Annotated in this window: 22 protein-coding genes and 2 pseudogenes; 8 read left to right on the forward strand and 16 right to left on the reverse strand. The window is 72.5% G+C overall.

Going from position 1 to position 25,452, the window contains the following annotated elements; genetic code table 11:
- The 10 genes and pseudogenes from HDC93_RS00575 to HDC93_RS00620 form a co-directional block, all read right to left on the reverse strand.
- On the reverse strand, window positions 1–1,380 hold the full coding sequence (locus tag HDC93_RS00575; protein WP_185006088.1) for a YcaO-like family protein: 1,380 nt from the start codon (window positions 1,378–1,380) through the stop codon (window positions 1–3).
- Complete coding sequence (locus HDC93_RS00580; protein WP_185006090.1) at window positions 1,377–2,858, reverse strand: CocE/NonD family hydrolase; 1,482 nt, start codon at window positions 2,856–2,858, stop codon at window positions 1,377–1,379. The genes HDC93_RS00575 and HDC93_RS00580 overlap by 4 nt, the downstream gene beginning before the upstream one ends.
- Window positions 2,855–3,709 carry a hypothetical protein gene (locus tag HDC93_RS00585; protein ID WP_185006092.1) on the reverse strand — a complete coding sequence of 285 codons (855 nt, stop codon included), beginning with the start codon at window positions 3,707–3,709 and terminating at the stop codon, window positions 2,855–2,857. Before HDC93_RS00585 ends, HDC93_RS00580 begins: the two co-directional genes overlap by 4 nt.
- Window positions 3,710–3,801: 92 nt before the next feature.
- A complete protein-coding gene (gene amiA / locus HDC93_RS37980) occupies window positions 3,802–3,915 on the reverse strand; it encodes a streptamidine family RiPP (protein WP_240797855.1) in 114 nt (37 codons plus the stop codon).
- Window positions 3,916–3,971: 56 nt separating this feature from the next.
- Window positions 3,972–4,793: an ABC transporter ATP-binding protein gene (locus tag HDC93_RS00590; protein WP_185006094.1), complete on the reverse strand. Its 822-nt coding sequence runs from the start codon at window positions 4,791–4,793 to the stop codon at window positions 3,972–3,974.
- A gap of 20 nt (window positions 4,794–4,813) precedes the next feature.
- Window positions 4,814–5,821: an iron ABC transporter permease gene (locus HDC93_RS00595; RefSeq protein WP_185006096.1), complete on the reverse strand. Its 1,008-nt coding sequence runs from the start codon at window positions 5,819–5,821 to the stop codon at window positions 4,814–4,816.
- Complete coding sequence (locus HDC93_RS00600) at window positions 5,818–6,984, reverse strand: iron ABC transporter permease (protein WP_185006889.1); 1,167 nt, start codon at window positions 6,982–6,984, stop codon at window positions 5,818–5,820. The genes HDC93_RS00595 and HDC93_RS00600 overlap by 4 nt, the downstream gene beginning before the upstream one ends.
- Before the next feature lie 104 nt (window positions 6,985–7,088).
- A complete protein-coding gene (locus tag HDC93_RS00605; RefSeq protein WP_185006098.1) occupies window positions 7,089–8,066 on the reverse strand; it encodes an ABC transporter substrate-binding protein in 978 nt (325 codons plus the stop codon).
- 1,129 nt (window positions 8,067–9,195) lie between these two features.
- Window positions 9,196–10,224, reverse strand: a complete 1,029-nt coding sequence (locus HDC93_RS00615) for a metal ABC transporter substrate-binding protein (protein ID WP_260419339.1) — start codon at window positions 10,222–10,224, stop codon at window positions 9,196–9,198.
- Window positions 10,221–10,608, reverse strand: a pseudogene (locus HDC93_RS00620) (hypothetical protein); the annotation flags it as partial. The gene HDC93_RS00615 and the pseudogene HDC93_RS00620, both read right to left, overlap by 4 nt.
- A 216-nt stretch (window positions 10,609–10,824) precedes the next feature.
- Here HDC93_RS00620 and HDC93_RS00625 point away from each other — a divergent pair.
- The 5 genes from HDC93_RS00625 (at window position 10,825) to HDC93_RS00645 (ending at window position 16,144) form a co-directional block, all read left to right on the forward strand.
- The gene (locus tag HDC93_RS00625) at window positions 10,825–11,760 is read left to right on the forward strand and encodes a metal ABC transporter solute-binding protein, Zn/Mn family (RefSeq protein ID WP_185006101.1); all 936 of its coding nucleotides are present in this window, start codon (window positions 10,825–10,827) and stop codon (window positions 11,758–11,760) included.
- Window positions 11,761–11,780: 20 nt separating this feature from the next.
- Window positions 11,781–12,653 carry a metal ABC transporter ATP-binding protein gene (locus HDC93_RS00630; RefSeq protein WP_221516138.1) on the forward strand — a complete coding sequence of 291 codons (873 nt, stop codon included), beginning with the start codon at window positions 11,781–11,783 and terminating at the stop codon, window positions 12,651–12,653.
- Window positions 12,650–13,558, forward strand: a complete 909-nt coding sequence (locus HDC93_RS00635; protein ID WP_185006103.1) for a metal ABC transporter permease — start codon at window positions 12,650–12,652, stop codon at window positions 13,556–13,558. Before HDC93_RS00630 ends, HDC93_RS00635 begins: the two co-directional genes overlap by 4 nt.
- Window positions 13,559–13,631: 73 nt before the next feature.
- Complete coding sequence (locus HDC93_RS00640) at window positions 13,632–13,949, forward strand: DUF1490 family protein (RefSeq protein WP_185006105.1); 318 nt, start codon at window positions 13,632–13,634, stop codon at window positions 13,947–13,949.
- Window positions 13,950–13,951: 2 nt separating this feature from the next.
- Window positions 13,952–16,144, forward strand: a complete 2,193-nt coding sequence (locus HDC93_RS00645; RefSeq protein ID WP_185006107.1) for a cation-translocating P-type ATPase — start codon at window positions 13,952–13,954, stop codon at window positions 16,142–16,144.
- 351 nt (window positions 16,145–16,495) lie between these two features.
- Here HDC93_RS00645 and HDC93_RS00650 read toward each other — a convergent pair whose 3' ends face one another.
- The 5 genes from HDC93_RS00650 to HDC93_RS00675 all read right to left on the reverse strand — a co-directional run bounded on the left by HDC93_RS00650 (window position 16,496) and on the right by HDC93_RS00675 (window position 20,478).
- Entirely contained in the window at window positions 16,496–16,690 is a 195-nt protein-coding gene (locus HDC93_RS00650) for a hypothetical protein (protein WP_185006109.1), read from the reverse strand.
- Window positions 16,691–16,764: 74 nt separating this feature from the next.
- Window positions 16,765–17,466, reverse strand: coding sequence for a response regulator (locus tag HDC93_RS00655; protein WP_185006111.1), 702 nt, complete (start codon window positions 17,464–17,466; stop codon window positions 16,765–16,767).
- Window positions 17,463–17,870, reverse strand: a complete 408-nt coding sequence (locus tag HDC93_RS37990) for an ATP-binding protein (RefSeq protein ID WP_260419366.1) — start codon at window positions 17,868–17,870, stop codon at window positions 17,463–17,465. Before HDC93_RS37990 ends, HDC93_RS00655 begins: the two co-directional genes overlap by 4 nt.
- 134 nt (window positions 17,871–18,004) lie before the next feature.
- Window positions 18,005–18,508 (reverse strand): hypothetical protein, encoded by a 504-nt coding sequence (locus HDC93_RS00670; protein ID WP_185006113.1) that lies wholly within the window; start codon window positions 18,506–18,508, stop codon window positions 18,005–18,007.
- A gap of 74 nt (window positions 18,509–18,582) precedes the next feature.
- Complete coding sequence (locus tag HDC93_RS00675; RefSeq protein ID WP_185006893.1) at window positions 18,583–20,478, reverse strand: ABC transporter ATP-binding protein; 1,896 nt, start codon at window positions 20,476–20,478, stop codon at window positions 18,583–18,585.
- 217 nt (window positions 20,479–20,695) lie between these two features.
- Here HDC93_RS00675 and HDC93_RS00680 point away from each other — a divergent pair, with 217 nt between their 5' ends.
- The 3 genes and pseudogenes from HDC93_RS00680 (at window position 20,696) to HDC93_RS00690 (ending at window position 23,818) form a co-directional block, all read left to right on the forward strand.
- The gene (locus tag HDC93_RS00680; RefSeq protein WP_388450382.1) at window positions 20,696–21,679 is read left to right on the forward strand and encodes a YbhN family protein; all 984 of its coding nucleotides are present in this window, start codon (window positions 20,696–20,698) and stop codon (window positions 21,677–21,679) included.
- Between the two features lie 43 nt (window positions 21,680–21,722).
- A pseudogene (locus HDC93_RS00685) lies at window positions 21,723–22,501 on the forward strand (crotonase/enoyl-CoA hydratase family protein).
- Between the two features lie 219 nt (window positions 22,502–22,720).
- The gene (locus HDC93_RS00690; RefSeq protein ID WP_185006115.1) at window positions 22,721–23,818 is read left to right on the forward strand and encodes a mechanosensitive ion channel family protein; all 1,098 of its coding nucleotides are present in this window, start codon (window positions 22,721–22,723) and stop codon (window positions 23,816–23,818) included.
- Between the two features lie 67 nt (window positions 23,819–23,885).
- Here HDC93_RS00690 and HDC93_RS00695 read toward each other — a convergent pair whose 3' ends face one another.
- Entirely contained in the window at window positions 23,886–25,430 is a 1,545-nt protein-coding gene (locus HDC93_RS00695) for a M1 family metallopeptidase (protein WP_185006117.1), read from the reverse strand.
- Window positions 25,431–25,452: the final 22 nt, after the last annotated feature.

Here is a 25,452-nt window from a genome sequence, read left to right on the forward strand (position 1 = left end):
TCACATGTGCGGCGGGGGCGCCAGGGTGAAGTCCCCCGGCGCGTACGGCGGTTCGGCACGCCAGCCGCGGGCGACGGCGGTCTCGGCGAGGCGCGGGCAACCGAAATAGCCGAAGGCCGCGGGAGCGTTGGGCAGGAGCCCGGAGACCAGGACCCTGGCGACGCGCAGTGGCGTCTCGGCCACGTCCTCGGTGGTGAGGTCGAAGGTCATGACACGGTGGCCGCCGGCGCGCAGCGCGTTGTCCAGCCGGTCCCGGCTTCCGGGCTCGACCGCGTCGACGGAGACGGTTTTGAGGGCCGGTGCGGTGAACCGCCGGGCCTCGGCCGCCATCCGCTCGTCCAGCCACACCTGCACGTGCGCGCCCAGGTCCCGCACATGCTCGAACTGCTCGCCGCACGCGTCGAGATAGCGGCCGTCGGCCCGGTGGTCCAGGTACAGCCCGCGGGCCAGCAGCCCGGCCTCGACGGCCTGGAACACCCAGCCGCCGGCGTCCGTCAGGCCCTGGGTGAAGACCCAGGTGTGCACGGCTTCCAGGACGGCCTTGCGGGCGGCTTCGGCCGGGTCGTACTTGCAGGCGAAGCCCGCGGCGTACAGGCCGAGGCGCGGGTCGTGGACGAGCGCGGCCATACAGGGCGCGAACTCCGAGTGCATCTCGACGATGTGGACGTCGAACGCGGAGCCGGCCAGGTCGTCGGCGAGTCCGGGCACGCTCGCCGGGTCGATGCCGCGGGCCGGGCCGTCCAGGTGCCACCACAGTTCCAGGGCGTCGCGTTCGACGATCTCCAGCAGGCCGCGTTCGACGGCGTCCTCGAAGCCCTGCCCGGTGGCGATCCCGGCGTAGTTGAGGTGGTGGGTGCGCGGCAGCTCGCGCAGGTCGCCCTGGCGCCAGTTGAGGTGGGTGAGCGAGACGGGTGCCCAGACCTCGACGGCCGTCCCGTCGGGCAGTCGCTCGCTGCCGCGGGTCCACAGGGCCGGAGTGTCGGCGGTGAGGGGGCGGTACGGGAACTTCTCGCGGGCGTACTGCCAGTCGGCGTAGGCGGGCAGGTCCTGCGGACCGTAGAGCCGCAACCCCTTGTCGGTGAGTTCGGTGGCGGTGGCCCGCACGGGGGCGTCGGGGTGGCCGGGCGGCGGCACACGGTTGCCGCAGTAGCGTTCCACCCCTTCGGCTATGGCGGCGACACGGGCCTCTGCCGGGTCGCCGAAGGTGGTGCCGAGGGAGACCCGGTCGGCGGGCCACAACCCGTGTCTGCGGGCGTCGGATATCTCGGCCGTGAGCGCGGTGTACCGGGGTGGGGCACCCGCGGGGTGCTCGACGGGTTCGACCTTGCGGACGATGCCGCAGACGGGGTCGACGAGTGCTTCCATGGGCAGCGCCGTCATCGCAGGATCTCCTCGGCGGGGTCGATGGGGGTGGGGCGGGACGGAAGCACGGGCAGCGTGAGCGCCGCCCCGGCCGGGTCGACTTCGCGCCGGGAGACGAGCAGCCGGCCGGCCGTCACCGGGTCGTCGCCGCTGTGGGGATTGCGGGCGTGGGCCGGGAAGTGGTGCCCGGCGATCTCCAGGCGCAACCGGGAACCGGCCCGAAGCCGGCGCGCGAGCCGGCCGAGCTCGACGGTGAACTCGGTTGCCGTTCCCGCAGGTTCCTCGCGCCGCAGGACGCCGACGGCGAGATGCTCGGCGGTGCCCACCGGTGCGAGGGCGACGAGCCGGACCGCCCAGTCGGCGGACGGCGTGTCGGCGGTGGCCCGCAGCCGGACCCGCGCGGGTCCGACCACGTCGAGCGGGCGCGGCAGCGGCGCGGTGACCAGCAGGCAGCGGTCGGGCGCACCGTCGGTGGGGAGGGTCAGGTCGTCGGAGCGGACCGGGCGGTCGGGGTCGGCGGTGAAGGCAGAGCCGTGCACCAGGCGTGTGCGCAGGGTGCGCGGTGCGCCCTCGGCGCCGGCGGGCAGCCACAGGTCCGCGCACCCGAGCGCCAGTGCGCCGTGGCGGCCGGGGGCGAGTTCGCCGGTCAGGGCCCGGCGTGCCCACCGCACGTACAGCTCGCCGAGGTTCAGCCGATGCGCGGGTCCCGCGTCCGGGCCGGGCGCGCCGACCAGGCCGTGCCCCCACGGACCGAGCAGCAGGCGCGCCGAGGAACCACCCCAGGCGTGCCACAGCGCGACCGTCTCGGCGGTGAAGTGGTCGTGGTGGCCGCCCACCGCGAGCAGGGGCTGCCCGGCGTGGGCGGCCCGCGCCACGAGGCGACCGCGATCGTGATGGTGCCACAGCCCCTCCCAGGAGGGCAGACTCCGGCCGAGCCGCTCCGGGAGAGCGGACACCGGCAGGTGGGAGAGGAGACCGGGGTCCACGGCGAGTGCCTTCCCCAGGGCGCTCTCGTCGGAGTCCGGCCGGTCACCGTGGGCGGCCCACCATCCGGCGCGGGACAGCAGTCGCTCCGGGCCCGACGCCTCGCGCGCCGTGTCCGCGAGCCCGAGTGCGGGCACGGCCGCGATGACGGCGTCGGGCCGGGCGTCCTCGGGCGCGTCGAGGGCAAGGACAAGGGCGCAGTGGGCGGCATAGGAGGCGCCGGCGGCCACCAGTCGCCCGTCGCTCCACGGCTGCCGCCGGATCCAGCGCGCGGCCGCCGCTCCGTCGGCGGCTTCGTGCGTGTACGGGTGCCACTGCCCCGGTGACGCGAAGCGGCCCCGCACGTCCTGGACGACGGCGGCGAATCCCCGGCGGGCCCAGCCTCGCGCCTCGGCGCCGTGCCGGGTCCGGTCGTAGGGGGTGCGGATCAGGACGGCGGGGAAAGGGCCGTCACCGTCCGGAAGGCTTACGTCGGTGGCGAGGTCCTCCACCGCCGCGCTGAACGCCGTCATATGTCCTTCCTCGGCCTCGGTGCGACGACGGGCACCGGGAGGACGGGGTGCTCGGTGACAGTCAGCGTGCGCAGGTCCAGGTGGCGGAGCCGACGGCGTGCCGGGAGGCCGGCCGTGTCGGGAACGCCGGTGGCCCACCGCGCGAGGTCGTCCGCGAGCAGCGCCGCGAGCAGCGTGGCGGCGGGTGGGGTGAGCCGGGCCGGCGCGCCGGTGGTGCGGGGCCCGCTCCAGTACGCGGCCAGTTCGCGGTGGGCGGGGGTGGCGGCGAGCCGTCGGGAGCGGACGTGGGCCGAGGTGACGTCTCCGGGAGCGGCCGCCAGCGGCTCGACGTACGCCTGCCAGCCCTCGCGGTGGCAGCGCAGCCACGCGACGCCGTGGCCGGGCAAGGTGTCGGCGGCGTCCCACAGACCGTCCGGGACGGGCCCGTCGAGACACCACACGACCGCGGAGGGGTCTGAGTCGAGCAGGTCCTCGACGCCCACCGGTGATCCGCCCGAGGCGGTGGCGGCCCCGGCCGTGCGAGGCCGGGCGCCCAGGGCGGCCAGCTGTGCGGCGAGCGGTTCCGTCAGTACCGGGTCACCGAGGACCCGGATGTCCCGGCGAGCGGCGGGCCACTGCGCGTCTTGCGGCCCTTCCGCCAGGTAGCCAGCCGCCTCGAACGCCCGGACCACACGCGCGAGTTCCTCGCCCTCCGGGTCCGTCGTCCCGCCGGTGAGCCGGGAGAGCAGAACGTCCTCTTCGGCACTCCCCGTCCTGACGCTGAGGAACTCCCCTTCCTGGGTCCGGACGGCGAGCCCCCGCCCGGGCACGGCGACGACCTCGACACCGGGGACGAGTCGGCTGCGGGACACGGTGTTCCTCCTGACGAAAGGTGAGGGATGGGCGTGGGCCCGCCCGGAAGGCAAACGGGCGGGCCCACGGTCGAGGGTGGTTGGCCCCTCGCTTACTCCTCGTTGTCGTCGAAGGGGTTCTCGACGAGCGCGTTGGAGTGGGAGGCCGAGGCGTGGGCCAGCTGTCCCTGGTCGGCGATCGGGGTGAAGATCTGCTCGTTGTCCATGAACTCTCCTTATACGTACGGGAGTTGCGGCGTTCGGGTGAGCGCCGTGACCCACGTTAATGAATCTGGTTTTCATATTCTAGACTTGAGAGAGGGTGATCTGGGTAACACACCGGCCAGCCTCCCTCGGGGTCCCGGCCGACCCGTCCCGCCACCTTCAGCACCTCCGCCAGCAATCCCGGGGTCACCACCTCACCCGGTGTCCCGTCGGCCACCACACGCCCCTCGCGCAGGGCGACGATCCGCTCGGCGAACCGCGCCGCGTGGGCCAGGTCGTGCAGCACCATCACCACGGTGAGCCCGCGTTCCTCGCGCAGGCGGACCACCGTCTGCAGCACGTCGAGCTGGTGGTGCAGATCCAGGTAGGTGGTCGGCTCGTCGAGCAGCAGGACGCGGGTGTCCTGGGCGAGCGCCATCGCCAGCCGCACCCGCTGCCGTTCGCCTCCGGACAGCGCGTCGACGTCACGGTCGGCCCACTCCTCCACCCCGACGTCACGCAGTGCCCGGTCCACGACGGGGTCGTCGCCTTCGCGCAGCATGCCCAGCGGCCCGCGCGTCGCATACCGCCCCTGCCGCACGAGATGACGCACCGTCATCCCCGGTATGCCCGGTGCTGATTGGTGCAGCAGGGCCACCCGCCGGGCTGTGGCGCGACGGGACAGCCGGGCGAGGTCGTCCCCGCCGAGCCGAACGCGCCCCACGTCGGGTTGCAGCAGCCCGGCGGCCAGCCGCAGCAGGGTCGACTTGCCGCAGCCGTTCAGCCCGATGAGGGCGGTCAGTTCGCCCGGGCGGACGGTCAGGTCGACGCCCCGCAGTACAGGTCGTCCGGGGTAGCCGAAGTGGACCCCCTCGACGTAGATCCCCACGGACTCGGTCATGCTCTGTCCTCGATTCGACGTCAGAACGTACGGCTCGGCGTGCGGCGCACGACGACCAGCAGCAGGGCGGCGCCGAGGCAGGCGGTGAGCGCTCCGACCGGCAGCGTGAGCCGTCCGGAGTCCAGCGCCCCCGCCAGCAGCCGCGAGGACAGCTGCGCCGTCGCGTCCGCCCCGGACACCACCACCGCCCCCACCAGGGCCGCGCCGGGCAGGCTCACCCGCAGGTCCGCACCGAAGACGGCCACGGCCAGGTGCGGAACGAGCAGGCCGACGAAGCCCAGCGCCCCGACGGCGGCCACCGCGCCCGCCGTCAGCGCCACCGCGCACAGCAGGGCCAGGGTCCGGGCCGGGCGAGCCGAGAGCCCGACGGCCAGGGCGATGTCGTCCCCGCAACGCAGCAGGGTCAACGGCCCCGCCAGCAGCCAGGCGGCAGTCCCCCAGAGGAGCGCCCACGGCCACAGCAGGTGCCAGTGCTGCCACACCCGGCCCTCTGTCGTGCCCACCAGCCACTGGACGACGCTGCCGAGTTCGCCGGGCTCCACGAGCAACACCATGGCGGTGAGTCCGCCGAGCACCGCCGACACCAGCACCCCGTGCACGGCGGTCTGCGCGGGGTCACCGCGCCCGCGGCCGGCGAGCAGCCACAGCAGTGCCGCTCCCGCGCACCCGCCCGCGCACGCGGCGAGGACCACGGCCAGGGGCGAGTCCCACCCGGCGAGTCCCAGCGCGGTCGCGGTGACGGCGCCGAGCACCGCCCCCGGGGTCACGCCCGTCACCTCCGGCCCGGCCAGGGGATTGCGCAGCGCGGACTGCAGGACCAGTCCCGCCACGGCCAGGCACGCGCCCGCACCGAGCGAGACCAGAAGCCTGGGCAGGCGCAGTTCGAAGAGGATGTGGCGCTCCGTCGCGTCACCGCCGCCGCCCAGGACGTCCCAGGCCGTGCCCGGGGACATGCCGCGCCCGGCCACCAGTTCCACACCGGCGCACACGATGGCCAGGGCCGCGAGCACCGTGAAGCGCCGGGTCACCTTACGTCCTCCGTTCCGGCAGTCCTGGAAGGTTCACTTGCGGAAGTCCTGGAAGATGGCGGGCAGGCACCGCCGGGGCCGCCGCGTCCGGACTCGTATCGATGTGCGTCGTCCGGTGCTCCCGCGCCTGGGACTCCGTCCGCCGCACCGGATACCGGCTTCCTCGGCCTGTGCGGCGCCGTGCGCACGGCAGCCGTAGCGGCCCTTGCGCCCCGGCCCCCGCGGCCGCGCCCGCCGGACCGCATCAGCGCGACCCCGGCCGGCACCCCCAGCAGGGCCGTCCAGGCACCGGCCGGTGTCTCCACGGGAGCCAGCGCCAGCCTGGCCGGCACATCGGCGGCCGTCACGACAACGGCACCCCAGGCGGCGGACCACGGAAGCCAGCGCACCGCCCCCGCGGCGGGGTCGAACCAGCGCGCCAGGTGCGGGGCGAGGAAACCCACCCACGCGACGGGTCCGCACACGGCTGTCACCGGGGCGATCAGCACCACGGCGATGGCCAGTGCCCCCAGCCGCGCGCGCTGCGCGCGCACACCCAGCGCCTCGGCGTCCTCGTCTCCCAGCCGCAGCACCGACAGCACCGGGGCGCACAGCACGAGTGCGGGGGCGGCTACGAGCAGCCACGGCCCCAGGCCCGTCACGTCGTCCCACGTCCGGGCCGAGAGCGAGCCGAGCAGGTACCGGTAGATGAGCTGGAGGTCGAGCTGGTCGGCCATGACCATCAGGACGAGCAGCGCGGCCTGCAGGGCGGCCGCCACCGCGGCACCGGTCAGCAGCACCGAAGACGGACTGCGGCCCAGCCCTGCGACGAGGAGCGTGAGCCCGCCGCCGATCGTGGCCCCGCCGAGGGCCAGCAGCGGCACGACGGCGGCCGGCAGCGACAGGCTCAGGACCAGCGGCGCGGCCACCCCCAGAGCGGCGCCGGACGAGACACCGAGCATCTCGGGCACCGCCAGGGGATTGCGCAGCGCCTCCTGGAGCACCAGCCCGGCCGCCCCCAGACAGGCTCCGGCGACGAGAGCCAGCAGCAGCCGGGGCACGCGGAGTTCGGTGACGACGATCCCGGCGAGCGTGCCGTCCCCGTCCAGCACCGCGGCGACCAGCTGGTGCGGGGGAACGCCGGGGGTGCCGAGACTGAGCGCACAGACCGAGGACGCGGCCAGCAGTACGACGACCAGGAGGGGTTGCCACCTCCGTGCGCCGCGCGCCGGCCGGGGGCCGCCCGCCGCGGCGCGCTCGACCGCGGCGGGAGCCGAGAGGGGCGGCCTCACCGCAGCGCGGCCGTGGCCTCGTCGAGGACCATGCCCAGCGAACGGGTGCCGCGGCCCTTGGCCCACACCTCGGAGTTCACCTCGTGGACGTCGCCGTTCCTCACCGCCGGGATCTTGCCCCACAGGGGGTTCTCGGCCAGCTTCTCCGAGAGCTTGCCGTCCGCGTCGCCGAAGCTCAGCGTCTCGACGAACAGCACGTCGACGTCCTTGGCGAGGATCTCCTCGAGACTGTAACTACCTTCCACACCACGGGATTTCCACGGGTAGTCGGCTACCTTGGGGAACAGACTCGCGGCCACGTCGCTCTCCGGGGTCGCGACGCCGAAGTTCTCGTCGCTGCCGTAGATGATGAGCGCCGTCTTGTCGCTCGGGGCTTCCTCGGCGGCGGCGAGCTTGGTCCGGAAGGTCTTCTCGGCCTTCTCCCCCTCGGCGGTGCGTCCGGTGAGCGCGGCGACGTCGCGCAGGTATCCGACGCTGTCCTCCCATGTCTCGGGCTGCATGGCCCAGAACGTGGTGGCGCCCTTGAGCGCAGGGGCGAGCTTGCCGTGGGTGTCCCCCAGCCCGACGACGAGATCGGGCTTGTGGGAGAGGATGGCCTCCACCTCGGGGGCGATGAACCCGCCCGGGATGACGTCGACCTCCTTGGCCTTCGTCTCCCCCAGGAAGCCCGGGTGGGCCAGGAGCGCGCTGTTGGTGGCCGTCGGCACGATGCCCAGTTCGGTCAGGATGTCGTCGCACAGGGCGAACAGGCAGACGATCCGCTCCGGCTTCTTCTTCAGGGCGATCTTGGCGCCGTTCGTGTCGGTCAACTTCGTCGCCGCCTTGATGGGTTCGACGGTGACCTGGGTCTTTGGGGCGGGCCTGGCCTTGTCGCTCGCGGGTTCTTCGGACGACGAGCCGCAGCCGACCAGGACGGAACCCACCACCAATGCGGTGATCCACGTGCGGACGTTTCTCGACGGTGAGCGCAGCATCGAAGCCCTCGCTTTTTCTCAAGTGCTGGGAACGCACCGAAGATACATGATAATCGTTTTCACCAGACCGGCTTTCTGGAGGATCGCATGCCCGCTGCCGCTCCTGTCCTGCTCGTCTCCGACCACGTGAACGGTTCCGTGCATGTGGTGACCGTGCCGGACGGCGCCGTCGCGGGGCGTCTCACCGGCCGTCATCTCTCGGAACACGCCGGGTTCCTGGCGCTGCCGGGCGGGCGGGTGGCCTGTGTCGACGACCGCCGCGGTGAACTGCTGGTGCTCGATCCGTTCGGGGAGGAGCTCGTGGAACGGGCGGTCCCGGTCGCCGTGCCGGCCGAGCACATCGCGTGCGACCCGTCCGGTCACCGGCTGGCCGTGACCACCGGCCTGGGCGGGAACACCGAACCGTGGTCGGACCTGCTGACGGTCGTCGACCTGGCCACCGGGGAGGCCGCCCGGGTCCGCACGCGGGTCGGCGAGCCGGGCGTGACGGTGCTGGGCGGCGAGGACCCCATGGTCGTGCTGCGGCACCGCGAACCCGGCGCGCTGGCCGTGCACCGGTTCGCGGACCTCCTCGCGGCTGCGCCCGGCTGCCCTCCGGTCACACCTCACGCGGTTGTGCCGCTGCCGGACGACGGTCACGGGGACGCTCAGGATCCCCGCACGGACCATGTGTTCGCGGCCACGGGCGAGGGGGTGCACCGGGCCCGGCGAAAGGGAGACGCACTCACCGCGGAGACGGTCATCCCCTGGGGATCGCCCGCCCGGGGCTGGTACCTCCGGCTCGACACCCGCCGGCAGGCCCTGTGGAGCACGCTGCGCGGCGGTGATCCGGACCCGCTGCGGTGGCCGGAATGGACCAACCAGGCGTGGCGGCACGACCTCGAGACAGGACACACGTGCCACACGGAACTCGGCCCCGGACTCGTCTTCCGCCTGGCCTTCGCCCGGCGCCACACCGCCTTCACGCGTATCCACCCCGACGGCGACGAACTGGTCCTCCTGGACGACGGCAGCGTCCGCCGCTGCCCCCTGCCCCCCATGGACGGCGCTCCGCGTCGCGGCGGCACCCCCTGGGAGGGCGTCCAGCGCCGGGCGGTGGCCGCCTCACCGGGCTCCGACTGGGTCGCCGTCAGCCGGGGCGGCCACGGCGAGGTGCACCTCGTCGACGCGGAGACCGGCCACGAGGCGACCCGTGTCCGGCTGAGCACACCGCTGCATCACGGCGGCCACATGGCACTGTGCGGCCGCAACGACGGTACCCACGGTGATCCCTTCGGACGGTGACCCAGTGCCCCGGCAGGCAACGTCCGCCTCGTCGCGAACCTTGCCTGCCGAAGCACTCGTTCCGGACCGGGCCGGTCCGGGCGAGCGGCGTGCCCCCGCCGGCGCGACCGGAAGGCCGGGGCGGCGAGGGCGAGGAGCTGGGCGAGGCCAGTGTGGTGCCGCTGGGGATGACCGCGCCGATCGCCCTCAGGCCGAAGCGGTCGGCGAGGTAGCCGAAGACGTGGTGGTTGGTGACCAGGGCCCGCTTGTCCTCGGGAACGCGGTCGAAGGACTTCTCCATCCAGGCGGTGAGGCCGGTGAGTTCCTCGGCGTAGCGGTCGGCGTTGGCGCGTATCGTGCCGGCGTCCACGCCGTCGACGTGCTCGATGACCTGGTCGGCTATCAGCGCGGTGGCCTTGCGCACCCGGTCGGGGTCCGTCCAGAAGTGCGGATCGGGTTGCCCTTCCTCACTGCGGGGGCCGCCGTCGTCGGCCGTGCGGAAGGTGAGCGGGTCGGCCGCCTCGCCGGCCGCGAAGGCGGCGACACCGGACTCGCGGGCGGCCTCCACATGCCGGAGTACGTTCTCCTCCAGCCCCAGGCCGTTGTAGACGACGAGATCGGCCCGTTCCAGTTCGGCGGCCTGCACCGCCGACAGACCGAAGGAGTGCGGGTGGGCGTTGGGCTTCATCAGCACGGTGACGTCGGCCTGGTCACCGACGATCTTCCGGGTGACATCGCCGAGGATGTTGGTCGTGACGACGACGCGGGGCCGGTCGTCGTCGGTGGTGCACGCCGTCGCGGTCGCGGCGGTGACGAGAGCGAGCAGGCCCACGATCAGACGGCGCAGACGCGCGACGCCCACCCTCGCGCGCTGCTTCGCCTCGGTCCGGCTCATCGGCCGGTCTCCGCCATGAGGACCGGCTGGACGTCCAGGTCGAAGGAGCGGGCGACGCGCAGGCCGTCGTTGTAGTCGATCTCGAACACCTTCTTGCCTTCGGGGTCGTTGACGTAGGCGCGGCTGCGGTCCACCTCGATCACGGGGGCGCTGCCGTCGGCGCCTGCCCCCTTCCCTCCGGTCAGCAGCGGCTTGGTCCGCGCGGTCCGCTTTCCGGTGGTGATGTCGTAGCCGTGCAGGGCGCCGTCGGACTGCAGGACCAGCAGGGGGGCCTTCTCCGGCCGTGCTGGCCGCGACGACCGGGCCGGTGTCGACCCGGGTCCAGGTCCGCTCGGTGACGTCGAGGACCCATACGGCGTCACTTCCGGCCGGGGCGGTGAGGGTGCACCTCGAACGCAGCATCGGCCGGGGTACGAGGCGGCCCCCTCGGCACGCGCCCTCACGTCAAGCCTCGGCAATGATTTTCATATCGATCAGTTTCAGCCGTGGCTCTGACATTCGTTTCCATCTAGCGTGGATAAGTAACCGGCCTTGACCGACTGATCCGATCTAGCCCGATCCATCACGAATACTCCCGTTCTCTCCCCTCCTGGAGGACTCATGCGCACGTCCCCGTCCCGCCGCTGCCTGGCGCTGATAACCGGCGCCTCCCTGGCACTGCTGGCGGGTTGCGGCAGCTCGGACGCCGGGGGTGACGGGAGCGCCGGGGCGGACTCGAGCGACTCGTCCAAGGTCACGGTGGTGGCCTCGACGAACGTCTACGGCGACATCGTCGAGCAGATAGGCGGCGGGCACGTCGACGTCACTTCGATCATCAGCAACCCCGACCAGGACCCGCACTCCTACGAGGCCGACACCCGAAACCAGCTCGCCCTGTCCAAGGCGAAAGTCGTCGTCGAGAACGGCGGAGGCTACGACGACTTCGTCGGCAGGATGCTGAAGAGCAGTGATTCCTCCGCCGAGGTGATCAACGCTGTCAAGGTCTCCGGCAAGACCGCGCCCGAGGGCGGCGAGCTCAACGAGCACGTCTGGTACGACTTCCCCGGCGTCGCCAAGATCTCCGACAGCATCGCCACCGCGCTCGGCAAGGCGGACCCGGACAACGCCGCGACCTTCAGGAAGAACGCCGAGACCTTCAAGGCGAAGCTCACCGGGCTGGAGTCGAAGGAAGCGCAGATCAAGAAGGAGCACGGCGGTGAGGGCATCGGCATCACCGAGCCGGTGCCGCTGTACATGACCGAGGCGAGCGGCCTGGTCAACAAGACGCCAGAGGAGTTCAGCGAGGCGATCGAGGAAGGCGACGACGTCTCCCCGAAGGTCCTCCAGGAGACCCTGGCCCTGTACAGCGGCAAGCAGGTGAAGGCGCTGGTCTACAACGCGCAGACCTCCGGCCCGCAGACGGAGAAGGTCGAGGGCGCGGCCAAGGCAGCCGGCATCCCCGTCGTAGCCGTGACGGAGACCCTGCCCAGGGGTGAGGACTACCTCGGCTGGATGACGGCCAATGTCGACGCGCTCGCGAGCGCGCTGGCCAAGTGAGGCGACCGGGCGTGTCCTCCCTGCCGCAGTCCCGCCGCAGCGACAACCACACCGGTGTCGCCAACGGCTCCCCGGTGCTCGGTCTGCGCGGCGCCGCTGTGTCCTTCGGCGAGCGGGTGGTCTGGCACGGCCTCGATCTGGAGGTGCGGCCCGGAGAGTTCCTGGCCGTCCTCGGGCCGAACGGATCTGGCAAGACCAGCCTCGTACGGGCCCTGCTGGGCCGGCAGCAGCTGTCCGCCGGAACGCTCACCGTCCTCGGCCGGCCCGCGCGTGAGGCGGGCCGGCACATCGGCTACATCCCCCAGCAGGCGGACGTGTCCGCCCACGCGCTGCTGCGCGCCCGCGATCTCGTGCGTTTCGGGATCGACGGGCACCGCTTCGGGCCGCGGTTGCCTGCCGCCGGAGTCCGCCGACGGGTGGACGAGATCCTGGAGGCGGTCGGAGCTTCGGCGTACGCCGACATCCCCCTCGGCATGCTGTCCGGCGGCGAGCGGCAGCGGGTACGCATCGGGCAGGCGCTGGCGACCGACCCGCGCATCCTGCTGTGCGACGAGCCGCTGCTCTCCCTCGACCTCCACCACCAGCAGGCCGTCACCACACTCGTGGACGCCCGGCGCCGCTCCCACGGCACGGCGGTGGTCTTCGTGACCCACGAGATCAACCCGGTGCTGGAGCTGGTGGACCGGGTGCTGTACCTGGCCAGGGGCGGCCATCGGGTGGGGACACCGGAGGATGTGCTGACCTCGGAGTCGCTGTCCCGGCTTTACGGCTCCCACGTGGACGTCGTCCGGGTGCACGGCCGGATCGTGGTCGTCGGAGCCCCCGACGAGCCGGTTCCGCCGTCCCGTCATCCCGCCCCAGAGACCCACCGGACCGACGAAGCGCGCCCATGACGTTCACCGACGGGATCTGGCAGCAGATCTTCAGCTTCGACAACTACACCGAGCTGCTGGTGCTGGTCCGCAACTCCCTCATCGCCGGCGCCGCGCTCGGTCTGATCGGCGGCCTTGCCGGGGTTTTCGTCATCGTGCGCGACCTGCCCTTCGCGGTGCACGGAATCAGCGAGCTGTCGTTCGCGGGCGCGTCGGCCGCGCTGCTGATGGGGGTCAACATCGTGGCGGGCTCCATCGTCGGCTCTCTGGTCGCGGCCGGAACGATCGGTGTGCTCGGAGCGCGCGCCCGGGACCGCAATTCGGCGATAGGCATCCTCATGCCCTTCGGTCTCGGCCTGGGGGTACTCTTCCTCGCCCTCTACGAAGGGCGGGCAGCCAACAAGTTCGGTCTCCTCACGGGTCAGATCGTCGCCGTCGACACTCCGCAGATGACATGGCTGCTGGGTACCTCCGCACTCGTTCTGGTCATCTTGGCGATCATCTGGCGCCCGCTGACCTTCGCCAGCGCCGACCCGGACGTCGCCGAGGCCCGCGGCGTACCGATACGGGGACTGTCCTTCGTCTTCATGCTCGTCCTCGGACTCACGGTCGCCCTGTCCGTGCAGGTCGTCGGCGCCCTGCTGGTCCTCACCCTCGTCGTCACCCCCGCCGCGGCCGCCGCCCGCATCACCGCGTCCCCCGTCCTCCTGCCGCTGCTCAGCGTGGCCTTCGCCGTGGTCTCGATCGAGGGGGGCATCCTGCTCGCCCTCGGCAGCTCCATCCCCATCAGCCCTTACGTCACGACGGTCTCCTTCACCATCTACGTCGTCTGCAGGTGGGCGGGCAACCGCCGGACGCGACGCCGGGGAACAGGCGGAACACCTCCACCGGTCGCATGGGCCTCACCGGAAAAGGTGCCTCACTGAGGGACCCAGGCGCACATTGTCGTAGGTGTACGGCTTCTCGCGAACGGCCGGCCTGTGAACGGAGGGAAACCTCATGCAGCCCGCAGCTCTTGCCGCTACCGCATTCGGCCGCCTCGCCCACCACGCCGTATCGGGTGTCGTCGGCGCCGTCCTGATCCGTGGCGCCGCCAAAGCCGCGCCCCGGGTGAGGCCCGCCGCGCGTCGGGGGGTGGTCAGCGGGATCGCCGGCGGGATCGTGGCCGCCAGATGGCTGGGGTCGGCGGCCGAGGAGGCGCGACTGAAGGCCGGGGACATGGTCGCCGAGGCCCGGGAGTCACTGGGTGAGGAGGCACCGCCACCGTCCGCGGTCGATCTCAGCGGCCATGACCATGACCACGACCACGAGCACTGATCATGCCCGGCGTCCACGTCCGTTCCGTCGCCGCCGGGCGTGTGCGGCTGACCGTTCCATGGCTGCGGGCCCGGCCCGGCTGCGCCGGACTGGTCGACGAACGCCTCGCCGATCTGGCGGGCTTCCGCGCCCTGCGGATCTTCCCGCGCACCGGCAGCGTCATCATCTGGGTCGAGCCCGACCGCCTGGACGTCGACCGCCTGGTCGACGCCCTGGACGAGGCGCCACCCGAATCCGCGGTGATCAGGCGGAGCCGGTCGACTCCGGACTCCTCCACCGGTGAGATAGCCCGGCTCGTCGTGGGCGGTGCGGTTCTCGCGGTGGTGGCTGTGCACCGGCTGGTACTACGACGGCCGGCGTGGGCCGGGGGGCGTCTCGGCGTCCTCGGCGCCGTCACGGTCTTCAGCGGCCTGCCGTTCTTCCGCGGTGCCCTGCGCACCATGACAGGCCGTCAGCATCCGGGCACCGACACGCTCGTCACGGCCGCGACGGTGATCTCCCTGCTGCTGCGGGAGAACGTGGTCGCCCTGACCGTGCTGTGGTTGCTCAACATCGGCGAGTTCCTCCAGACTGTCACACTGCGCCGCACGCGTCGCGCCATCGAGGAGCTGCTGCGCATCGGCGACGAATGCGTCTGGGTCGTCCGCGAAGGCGTCGAGGTGGAGGTGGCACTGGAGGACGTGACCGTCGCGGACGTGGTGGCGGTCTACGAGCATCACAAGATCCCGGTGGACGGTGTCGTGACCGGCGGGGAAGCGCTCGTCGACCAGGCGGCCGTCACCGGCGAGGCGCTGCCCGTCTACACGCGCGAGGGTTCCGAGGTCTACGCCGGTACGGTCGTCACCTCCGGTTCGCTCACCGTACGCGCGGTCTCGGTCGGTGACGACACCACCGTCGGGCGGATCATCAGCCGCGTCGAGGAGGCCCAGGCCGACCGGGCGCCCATCCAGACGGTGGCCACCCGTTTCACCCGCCGCTTCGTCCCCGTCTCCCTGGCGCTCGCCGCGGGCACCTACGTACTGACCCGCGACGCCCGCCGGGCGATGACCATGCTCCTCGTCGCCTGCCCCTGCGCGGCCGGACTCGCCACACCCACCGCGATCAGCGCCGCCATCGGCAACGGCGCCCGCCACGGCACCCTGATCAAGGGCGGTACCCACCTGGAGGGCGTCGGCCGGGTCACCGCCGTCGTCTTCGACAAAACCGGCACCCTCACGCTCGGCCGTCCGCTCGTCACCAGCGTCGTGGCACTGCACGAGCGCTACACCGCGGACGAGGTCCTGAGCCTGGCGGCATCCGGTGAGCTGCACGCGCGCCACCCGCTCGCGCAGGCGATCGTCACCCGCACCGAGGAACAGCACCTGCACATCCCCATCCACCAGGCCTGCGAAGTCGTCCTCGGCATGGGCATGCGCGCCGAACTCGACGGCACCCGCCTCCTCGTCGGGAGCCCCGCCCTGCTCCGCCGGCACGGTGTCCCCCTCCCGGACGTGGCCCAGGAGTGGACCGAACAGCTGCGCCGCCAGGGCGAAACCGTCATCTGCCTCGCCCACGACGACACCCTCATCGGCATGCTCGGCGTCTCCGACGCCGTACGCACCGCCGCGGGGCCGGTCATCCGGCAACTGCGCGAGCTCGGAGTGCAGAGGGTCATCCTGCTGACCGGCGACGCCCCGGAAACCGCCCAGACCGTCGCCGACGCCCTCGACATCGCCGAGGTCCACGCCCACGCCCTGCCCGAGGCCAAACTCCAGCTCATCCGGGACCTCCAGGACGAGGGCCACACGGTCGCCATGGTCGGCGACGGAACCAACGACGCCCCTGCCCTCGCCCTCGCCGACATCGGCATCGCCATGGGCGAGCACTCCTCCCACGTCGCACTGGAGACCGCCGACATCGCCCTCGCGGGTAACGACCTCCGCCAGGTCGCCGCCGTCGTCGAACTCAGCCGCCACACCCTGCGGGTCGTACGCCAGAACTACGGGCTGGCCATCGGCGTGAACCTCGCCGGTCTCGTCGCCGGCGCGGGCGGCTCCCTCAACCCCGTCGTCGCCGCCCTGCTGCACAACACCAGCAGCATCGCCGTGGTCGCCAACTCCGCCCGCCTGGTCAACCACACCCCGCACCTGCCCGCCCCGGGCACGACCGGCGGGCGGCTGGCGCAGGCTCCGCTGCGGGAGACACGGGTGCGGTGACCGCTCGACCGCCCTGCCCTGAGGCGTGCCCAGGACCTGACGGCAGACGGCTCCGATCGGCCCGATTCCTCATTCGTCGACTGGGCGGCGCACAGCGGCAACACGGACGACAACACTTGCCTGATCCGCGGTCGGTACCCGTCAACCGACATGAGCGATTCGCTCCTGGTCGGCATGATCGTCGGCTCGCTCAGTGTCCTCCACGACGCCATGGTCACCCCCCAGAGGCGGAGCCCGTCCGGACCACAGCGGGTGACGAGGCGGCACAGTCAGCGGCTCCAGGCGCGACCGGGGCGTTCAGAGCGGATCGGTGCCACCACAGCCCGCATGCCAGCGGGCTACGTATAGGGCCTATGGACACCGCTCCAACAGCCATGACTTCACGGCCTTGGGCAGGTCGAGTGCGTCCGCAGTCTCACCGACCGCCGCCGCGTCGACGTCCGCATCACCCCTGAAGGCAGAAGCGCCCTCGACCACCTCAACGCCGATATCGCCTCCGCGGACGACGACATCCCGACGCCGCTGAGCGAGGCCGAACGCGAGCAACTCGCCTCCCTGCTGCGGCGCGTGCACGCCCACCACGAGGCGGCGGGCCCTGCCGCCGGGTCGCGGCCGGCGGCTCAGGCCCGCCAGGCGTAACGGCGTTCGGGCCGCCCGGTGGCGCCGTAGCGCAGGGCCACCTCCGCGCTGCCCGTGCCGTGGAAGTACTCCAGGTAGCGGCGGGCGCTGACGCGCGAGACGCCGGTCAGAGCCGCGCATTCGGTGGCGGACAGGGTGCTGTCCGCCTCGCGCAGAGCCCGTTCGACGAGTTCTGCGGTCTCCACGCTCATGCCCTTGGGCAGGGTGTGCGCCGGGGCGGGGACGAACGCGCCGGCCAGGACGCGGTCCACGTCCGCCTGCCCCCGGACCACCGTCGTGAGCAGCCGGCCCCGCTGGGCGGCGTATCGCTCCAGGCGCAGACGCAAGTCCTCGAACTCGAAGGGCTTGAGGAGGTAGTCGACCACCCCGCGGCGGACCGCGCCGCGTACCGTGCCGGCCTCCGTCGCCGCGCTGATGACCATGACGTCGCAGTCATGGCCCGCGGTGCGCAGCCGGGGTATGACATCGAGCCCGAAGAGGTCGGGCAGGTACAGGTCCAGCAGGACGAGGTCGGGGCACAGCTCGTCGACCGCCTCGACCGCCTGCTCCCCCGTGTGGGCCGTGCCGACGACACGGAACGGCCCGACGCGTTCGACGAACGCGCGGTGGACCCGGGCCACCATGAAGTCGTCGTCGACCACGAGGACGTCGATCGCGCCCGCCTTGTCGCTCGCCTCGGTCATGGGGCCGCTCCTTCCGCCACCGTCCCGGTGAGGTGGCTGACGGTCATGCGTGCGGTGAACACGGCCCCTTCGGGGGTGTTGGCCACCGAGTTCTCTCCCCCGTGGCGTTCGCAGACCAGCTTGGTCAGGGCCAGTCCGATGCCGCGCTCGCCCTCACGGGCGGCCTTGGTGGTGAAGCCGTGGGAGAACACCTCCCGGGCCAGCTCGGGAGCGACCCCCGGCCCGGAGTCGCGCGCGGGGCGCACCAGCTGGCTGCGGACCAGGGGGTTGGCGGCCAGCTGTTCGGCGAGCGCGCTCACCCGGCGTCCCTCGACGCGGTTGAAGGTGGCCTGCGACTGGGCGAGGGAGACCGCGGCGACAGCCAGCAGCACCACCACCACGATGGCGAGCTGGAGCACCAGCATCTCGCCCGCGAGCGAGTGGCGACGAAAGGTGGCGACCACGACGAACTCAATCTCCGATGCCGCCGCGAGGGGGGCGGCTCATGTGCCGAGCCGCACCATCATGACGCCCACCAGCCGAAATCGAAAGAGAGCTGTCACCGCCCGCCCGGCCTGGGGCCGATGCCCCGCAACTCCCTGATCGTGCCGCCGAGCTTCGCGCGGAAGGACTCCAGCAGTGCCGGTTTCACACTGACCACCCAGCGCGTGCCGACGAGGTACTTGCCACCGTAGACGCGTGCCTCCTCCAGCCAGGTCTTCTTGAACTTCTCCTCGGGGAAGGTGGTGATGAGGTAGTCGGCCTTCTTGGTGTGGCACAGGCCTTGGCGCAGTTCTTCGGCGTCGATGCGGATCTTCGCCTTGCAGCCGGTCAGCCCCGCGATCACCTCCACCTTGGCCGGTGCGACGACTCCGGCGGCGGGGGCGGCGGTCACGCTCGGCGCCGCCTTGCCGCCGTCCGCGCCCTTGCCGTCGTCACCGCCGCCGCAGGCCGTGACCAGGGGGAGGGCGACCAGGGCGCCGGCGGCCGCGAGGGCGCGCGGCCGGTGGGCGCGGGAGGGTGTGCGGCGGGGGGATCGTGTGGTCGGTTGCTGCTGGGACACGTCGCCTCTCCGGGTGCGGGCTCTCGGCAGGTGTTCGACAGGAGTACGCACAGGTCCGGGCGGGCGTTCACGCCTCACGCGGCCTCCTCCACCGCCTCGCCCCGCGTCCCGCCGGCCGGTCCCGCGAACTGGGTGCGGTACAGCTCCGCGTACCGCTGCCCGGCCGCGAGGAGTTCCTCGTGCGTGCCCCGCTCCACGATCCGGCCGGCCTCGACGACCAGGATCTGGTCGGCCGCGCGGACGGTGGACAGGCGGTGGGCGATCACGACGGCGGTCCGGCCCTCGAGTGCTTCGGTGAGGGCTTCCTGGACGGCGGCCTCGGAGGTGTTGTCGAGGTGGGCGGTGGCCTCGTCGAGGATGACGACGCGCTGGCGGGCCAGCAGCAGCCGGGCGATGGTCATGCGCTGGCGTTCGCCGCCGGACAGGCGGTAGCCGCGTTCGCCGACCACGGTGTCGAGGCCGTCGGGCAGGGACCGCACGAGGTCGTCGAGACGGGCCCGGCGCAGGGCGTCCCACAGGTCGTCCTCCATGGCCTCGGGGCGGGCGAGCAGGAGGTTGGCGCGGACGGTGTCATGGAAGAGGTGGCCGTCCTGGGTGACCATGCCGAGGGTCTGCCGCAGGGACCCGGCCGTGAGGTCGCGGACGTCGACGCCGCCGATGCGCACGGCGCCCTCGTCGGTGTCGTACAGGCGCGGCATGAGCTGGGCGATGGTCGACTTGCCCGCGCCGGAGGAGCCGACGAGTGCCACGGTCTGGCCGGGTTCGGCGCGGAAGGACAGGCCGTGCAGGACCTCGTCGCCGCCCCGTTTGTCCAGGGACGCGACCTCTTCCAGGGAGGCCAGGGAGACCTTGTCGGCGGCGGGGTAGCCGAAGCGGACGCGGTCGAACTCGACCGCCACGGGCCCGTCGGGCACCGGGCGCGCGTCCGGCTTCTCCTCGATGAGGGGCCGGAGGTCGAGGACCTCGAAGACCCGCTCGAAGCTGACCAGGGCGCTCATCACCTCGACACGCGCCCCCGCGAGGGCCGTCAACGGCGCGTAGAGCCGGGTCAGGAGCAGGGCGAGCGAGACGACCGCGCCGGGTTCCAGGGCGCCGCGCAGGGCGAACCAGCCGCCGAGGCCGTAGACGAGGGCCAGGGCGAGGGCGGAGACCAGGGTGAGAGCGGTGATGAAGGCGGCCTGGGCGGTCGCCGTCCGGACCCCGATGTCCGCGACCCGGCGGGCCCGTTCGGCGAACTCCCGTGACTCCTCCTCGGGACGGCCGAAGAGTTTGACCAGGGTGGCGCCGGGGGCGGAGAACCGCTCGGTCATACGGGTGCCCATCGCGGCGTTCAGCGTCGCCGCCTCCCGCTGCATCCGTGCCATCCGGCTGCCCATCCGCCGGGCCGGGATCACGAACACCGGCAGCAGCACCAGGGCGAGCAGGGTGATCTGCCAGGACAGCGTGAGCATCACCGCGAGCGTGAGCAGCAGCGTGACGAGGTTGCTGACCACTCCGGAGAGGGTGTTGCTGAACGCGCGCTGGGCGCCGATGACGTCGTTGTTGAGCCGGGAGACCAGGGCGCCCGTACGAGTGCGTGTGAAGAACGCGACCGGCATGCGCTGCACATGGTCGAAGACGGCGGTCCGCAGATCGAGGATCAGATGCTCCCCGAGCGTCGCCGACAGTCTCCGGCCGAGGATGCCCAGCACCGCCTCCGCCACCGCGATCAGCGCGATGAGCAGGGCAAGGCGTACGACCCTGCCCTCGTCGCCGTCCGACACGATCGTGTCCACGACCCACCCGGCCAGGACGGGTGTCGCCACGGCCAGCAGGGCGGTGCCCATGCCGAGCAGGACGAAGAGGGCGATGCGGCGCCGGTGCGGGCGGGCGAAGGCGCCGATGCGGCGCAAGGTCGCCAAGGCGAAGGGACGGCGGTCCTGTTCGGCGTTGATGACACTGTGCAGCTGTGTCCACGCCGTGGTCTCCATGCTCATGGAAGAGACCCTAGAACCTCAAGCAATCTTGAGGTCAAGGAGCTCGCACATTTCCCCGACATCCCGCACAATCAGCCCGATCCCCCTCTCTTCCCCGTCCCTCCGCGCAAAGGCCCCGATGACGCTCCCCACCCAGCCGCTTCCCGCGCGCAATCCCCAGTCCCCGCTCCCGCAACCCGCAGTTGGCACGGCCCGGACAGCCTCTTCAGACGTGACAGCGGTACAGCTCCCCGAACTCCGCCCGGGACGACTCCCCCGTCGCGTCCCGGTCCGCCGCCTGCGGCAGATCCTGTGTCTGCTCCCGCTCCTGCTCGTGACCGTGGTCGCGGTGCAGCACCGGTCGGTGCTGGCCGCCGGTTTCGCGCATCTGGGCACCGCCGAGTGGCCCTGGCTGCTGGCCGCGGCCGGTGCGACCTGCCTGACCTGGGTCGCCGCCTCCTGCACCCGGCAGGGCGCGGTCGTCGAGCGGCTGCCCCGACGACGGCTGCTGGCCACGCAGTTCGCGGCCGGGGCGGCCAACCACCTGCTGCCGACCGGGCTGGGGGCGAGCGCGGTCAACCTGCGCTTCATGACCGTGTGCGGGCTGCCGCTCGCCCGCTCCTCGGCGGCCCTCGGCCTGTACCTGCTCGCCGAGAGCATCGGCCGGGTGGCGCTGCTGGGTGCCCTGCTCGTCGCGTTCCCCGACGCGCTGCGGCTCGGCGCGCTGGTGCCGGAGACGGCGTTCGGCCCGCTGCTGGCCGGCGTCGCGGTCGTGCTCGTGATCGCCGTGACCGTGCTCGCCCTCGTGCGGCGGCTGCGCTCGGCCCTGGTGTCGTTCCTGCGGACGGCGCTCGGCGAGGCGCGTACCGTGCACACCCGTCCGGCGCGGGCGCTGGCGCTGTGGGGCGGGTCCTTCGCCTTCCCGGCGCTGCAGGCGTCCGTGCTGGTGCTGACGGGGCGGGCGCTGGGGCTGGACGTCCCGGCCGCGCACATGGCGGTGGCCTACCTGGCGGCGACGGTCGCCGTCGCGCTGGTGCCCACACCCGGCGGCATCGGCTCGGTGGAGGCGGCGCTCGTCATGGCGCTGGTGGCGGCGGGCGGCCCGGCCGCCGTGGCCACCGCGGTGGTCCTGGCCTTCCGGGTCATCACCGTCTGGCTGCCTCTGGTGCCGGGCGCGCTGACGCTGGCGGCGCTGGTCCGGCTGAAGGTGATCTGACCCGGGTAGCGTGCCGATGCCGTCACGCAGAAGGGACTTCACCATGCCGGTGCGGATCGAACGCCAGGGCCATGTGACCACCGTGGTCCTCTCCCGCCCCGAGGCACGCAACGCGGTCGACCGCCCGACCGCGGCGGAACTCGTCTCCGCCTTCCGGGAGTTCGACACGGACGACGAGGCCCGGGTGGCGGTGCTGTGGGGCGAGGGCGGCACGTTCTGCGCGGGCGCCGACCTCAAGGCACTCGGCACCGAGCGCGGCAACCGGGTCGAGCCGGAAGGCGACGGCCCGATGGGGCCGACCCGGCTGCGGCTGTCCAAGCCGGTGATCGCCGCCGTCGCCGGGCACGCCGTGGCCGGAGGCCTGGAGCTGGCCCTCTGGTGCGACCTGCGCGTCGCCGAGGAGGACGCCGTGTTCGGCGTGTTCTGCCGCCGCTGGGGCGTGCCCCTGATCGACGGCGGCACCGTACGGCTGCCCCGGCTGATCGGCACGAGCCGCGCCCTCGACATGATCCTCACCGGCCGCCCGTCCCCGCCGCCGAGGCCCACGGCATGGGGCTGGTCAACCGCCTGGTGCCGCCCGGCCGGGCCCGAGCCGCGGCGGAGGAACTGGCCGCGGAGATCGCCCGGTTCCCGCAGTCCTGCCTGCTCTCCGACCGGGCCTGCGTCCTGGACCAGGCGGGCCTGGACGAACCGGCCGCGCTGCACACCGAGTTCCGGCACAGCGCGGGCGTCCTCGCCGAGAGCCTCGAAGGAGCCGCCCGGTTCGCCTCGGGCGAGGGCCGGCACGGGTCGTTCACGGACCTGGGAGCGAGCCGGGCGTGACAGCGCGCCATGTGCAGTAACTCACCCTCCGCTCACCCCCGTCTCCGGTACGGAACCCCGTACGGGATACGGCAGGATGAACGATCGTGCCGACCGCAGGTCAGGGTGGTCGGGCACCTTCGGACATCCCGGAAGACGAGCAGGTGACGACGTGACGAGACTTCACATCCAACCGCCGGTGACGGCGTTCGCGGCAACTCCCCGCCCCGGAGGTGACCGGTGAACCGGGCACTCACCGTGGACGATCTGCTGTTCGCCGGCATCGCCCTCGCCTCGGGCCTGCTGGCGGCGTTCGCGCTGCGCATCCTGCTGCGCTGGCTGGGCCGGCACGCCGACCGCACCCGCTGGACCGGCGACGACGTCATCGTGCACGCGCTGCGGGCCGTGGTGCCCTGGGCCGCGGTCGTGGGCGGCGTGGCGGGCGCGGCGGCGGTGCTGCCGCTGACCCGCACGGTGCAGCACACCACCAACCAGGTGCTCACCGTGCTGCTCATCTTCGTCGCGACGGTGTCGGCGGCCCGGGTCGTGACCGGGCTGGTGCGCACGGTCACGCAGTCCCGCTCCGGGGTCGCCGGTTCGGCCACGATCTTCGTCAACATCACCCGGATCCTGGTCCTTGCGATCGGCTTCCTGGTGGTGCTCCAGACCCTGGGCATCTCCATAGCGCCGCTGCTCACCGCCCTGGGTGTCGGCGGCCTCGCGGTGGCGCTGGCGCTTCAGGACACCCTCGCCAACCTCTTCGCCGGCATCCACATCCTCGCCTCCAAGACCGTCCAGCCCGGCGACTACATCAAGCTCAGCAGCGGCGAGGAAGGCTACGTCGAGGACATCAACTGGCGGCAGACGACGATCCGCAACCTGTCCAACAACCTCATCGTGCTCCCCAACGGCCAGCTCGCGCAGGCGAACATGACCAACTTCATGCGCCCCGAGGAGCAGCTGACCGTCCTGGTCCAGGTCGGGGTGGCCTACGACAGCGACCTGGAGCACGTGGAGCGGGTGACCAACGAGGTCATCGCCGAGACGATGACCCAGGTCGAGGGCGCGGTGCCGGACCACGAGCCGATCATCCGGTTCCACACCTTCGGCGACTCGCGCATCGGCTTCACCGTCATCCTGGGCGTCGGCGAGTTCAGCGACCAGTACCGGATCAAGCACGAGTTCATCAAGCGCCTGCACAAGCGCTACCGCGCGGAGGGCATCCGCATCCCCGCCCCGGCCCGGACGGTGGCACTCCAGCAGGGCGGGGTCGTCATCCCGCAGCAGCGGACCGGCGAGATCGAGCCGGGCGGGCTCAGCACCGCCCGGTTCGACTGAGGCGCGCCGGGGCGGACCAGGGGCGCCTCGGCCGAGGCACGCGGGCCCGGCCGAGGCGCCCCGTTCGTCACAGCGTCGCCGAGTTCTCGTGGTGGTGGCTGTCCCTGCGGTCGCGCGGCGTCGAGAGGGACGCCTTCGCCGGCGTCACCGTCCAGTCCGGGTGCCCCGGCATCCGCGGCGTCTTCGTGCCGTACAGCCAGTCCCGCAGGAAGCCGGTGAGGTCCTGGCCGGAGACCTCCGAGGCCACGGCGATGTAGTCCTGCGTGGAAGCGGAGGAGTCGCGGTACCGCTCCAGGAACGCACGCTCCAGGGCCGTGAAGGCCGCCTCGCCGACCTGCTGCCGCAGCGCGTACAGCACGAGCACGCCGCCCAGGTAGCGCTGGCTGTCGAAAAGGTTGGCCGCGTTGGGCGCCGCCACCGGCCCGGAGTCGCGACGCCACTGGTCGCCCTGGGCGTAGGTGTGCTTCATGCGGGCTTCCAGCGTGGTCAGGCCCAGCGAGTCCGCCCAGCCGCGCTCGTAGCGGTACAGCAGCCCGTAGAAGTCGGCGTGGCCCTCGTTCAGCCACAGGTCGGACCAGGTGGCGGGGCTGACGCTGTTGCCGAAGTAGGAGTGGACCAGCTCGTGCATCATGTGCGAGCCGATCTTGCTCTCCTCCTGGAGGAGGTAGTTCGGCTTGTAGAGCGTGAGGGTCTGGGTCTCCAGGCCGGTGAAGTCGAAGGCGCTAGAGGCGTCGTTGTTGCAGGGCAGCAGGCCGTACGTCTCGAAGGGGTACGCGCCGAGCCGCTGCTCGACCCACGCCACCAGGGCGGGGGTGAGCGCCAGGGCCGGTTCCAGCGCGGTGGCCCGGGCGACGGGGACGACGTCCCGCAGCGGCAGCCCGTGCGGGCCCTGCCGGTCCTTGATCACGTAGTCGCCGACGGTGATCTGCACCACCTCGGTGGCGATCGGCGAGCGGGAGCGGTACGTGTACGCGGTGCGGTCGCCGGACAGCTGCTCGGTGCGCTCCAGCCGGCCGCTGGCGACGCCCCGCAGCCCGGCCGGCACGGTCAGGCGGAAGGTGAAGTCGGCCTTGTCGGAGGGATGGTCGTTGCAGGGGAAGACGGTGTGCGCCAGGTCCGGCTGGCAGCACACCGCGAATCCGTCCGGGGTGGCCACCCAGCCGCCGGCGGGCGGTGGGGTCCGGCGCGGGTCGGCGCCGTAGGCCACGGACACCGTGGCCCGGGCCTTCGCCGCGAGCGGCCGGGCCGGGGTGACCCGCAGCTTCTCGGCCACCTGCTCGAAGGCGGCCGTGCGGCCGTCGACCCGCACGGAGCGTATGTCCAGGCCGCGCGCGTCCAGGGAGAGGCGGCTGAGGGCCTGGGTGGTGCGGATGGTCAGGGTCGCGGTGGCCTCGACGAGCTTGGTCGTGGCGTCGTACGCGAAGTCGAGGTGGTAGGCCGAGACGCGGTATCCGTCATTGCCGAGGGCGGGGTAGACGGGGTCGCCGAGGGTCTCGGGGCCCGGGCCGGCGCCGGTCCGGCCGGCCGCCTGGGCCGGGATCCCCGTGGTCAGAGCCGCCGCCGTGCCGAGAAGGGCAACCGCGGGGGCCGTCACTCTGGTGCGATATCTCATGGTCCGCTTTCGCTGGGACGGC

The sequence above is a fragment of the Streptomyces sp. AK010 genome, from assembly GCF_014207295.1.
In the GTDB taxonomy this organism is placed as follows: domain Bacteria; phylum Actinomycetota; class Actinomycetes; order Streptomycetales; family Streptomycetaceae; genus Streptomyces; species Streptomyces massasporeus.

Bases quoted from the DNA above. Each gene is read 5' to 3' on its own strand.
- HDC93_RS00575 (WP_185006088.1), bottom strand. From the start codon at position 1,380: ATGACGGCGCTGCCCATGGAAGCACTCGTCGACCCCGTCTGCGGCATC.
- HDC93_RS00580 (WP_185006090.1), bottom strand. From the start codon at position 2,858: ATGACGGCGTTCAGCGCGGCGGTGGAGGACCTCGCCACCGACGTAAGC.
- amiA (WP_240797855.1), bottom strand. From the start codon at position 3,915: ATGGACAACGAGCAGATCTTCACCCCGATCGCCGACCAGGGACAGCTG.
- HDC93_RS00590 (WP_185006094.1), bottom strand. From the start codon at position 4,793: ATGACCGAGTCCGTGGGGATCTACGTCGAGGGGGTCCACTTCGGCTAC.
- HDC93_RS00605 (WP_185006098.1), bottom strand. From the start codon at position 8,066: ATGCTGCGCTCACCGTCGAGAAACGTCCGCACGTGGATCACCGCATTG.
- HDC93_RS00615 (WP_260419339.1), bottom strand. From the start codon at position 10,224: ATGAGCCGGACCGAGGCGAAGCAGCGCGCGAGGGTGGGCGTCGCGCGT.
- HDC93_RS00625 (WP_185006101.1), top strand. From the start codon at position 10,825: ATGCGCACGTCCCCGTCCCGCCGCTGCCTGGCGCTGATAACCGGCGCC.
- HDC93_RS00635 (WP_185006103.1), top strand. From the start codon at position 12,650: ATGACGTTCACCGACGGGATCTGGCAGCAGATCTTCAGCTTCGACAAC.
- HDC93_RS00640 (WP_185006105.1), top strand. From the start codon at position 13,632: ATGCAGCCCGCAGCTCTTGCCGCTACCGCATTCGGCCGCCTCGCCCAC.
- HDC93_RS00645 (WP_185006107.1), top strand. From the start codon at position 13,952: ATGCCCGGCGTCCACGTCCGTTCCGTCGCCGCCGGGCGTGTGCGGCTG.
- HDC93_RS00655 (WP_185006111.1), bottom strand. From the start codon at position 17,466: ATGACCGAGGCGAGCGACAAGGCGGGCGCGATCGACGTCCTCGTGGTC.
- HDC93_RS37990 (WP_260419366.1), bottom strand. From the start codon at position 17,870: ATGCTGGTGCTCCAGCTCGCCATCGTGGTGGTGGTGCTGCTGGCTGTC.
- HDC93_RS00675 (WP_185006893.1), bottom strand. From the start codon at position 20,478: ATGGAGACCACGGCGTGGACACAGCTGCACAGTGTCATCAACGCCGAA.
- HDC93_RS00695 (WP_185006117.1), bottom strand. From the start codon at position 25,430: ATGAGATATCGCACCAGAGTGACGGCCCCCGCGGTTGCCCTTCTCGGC.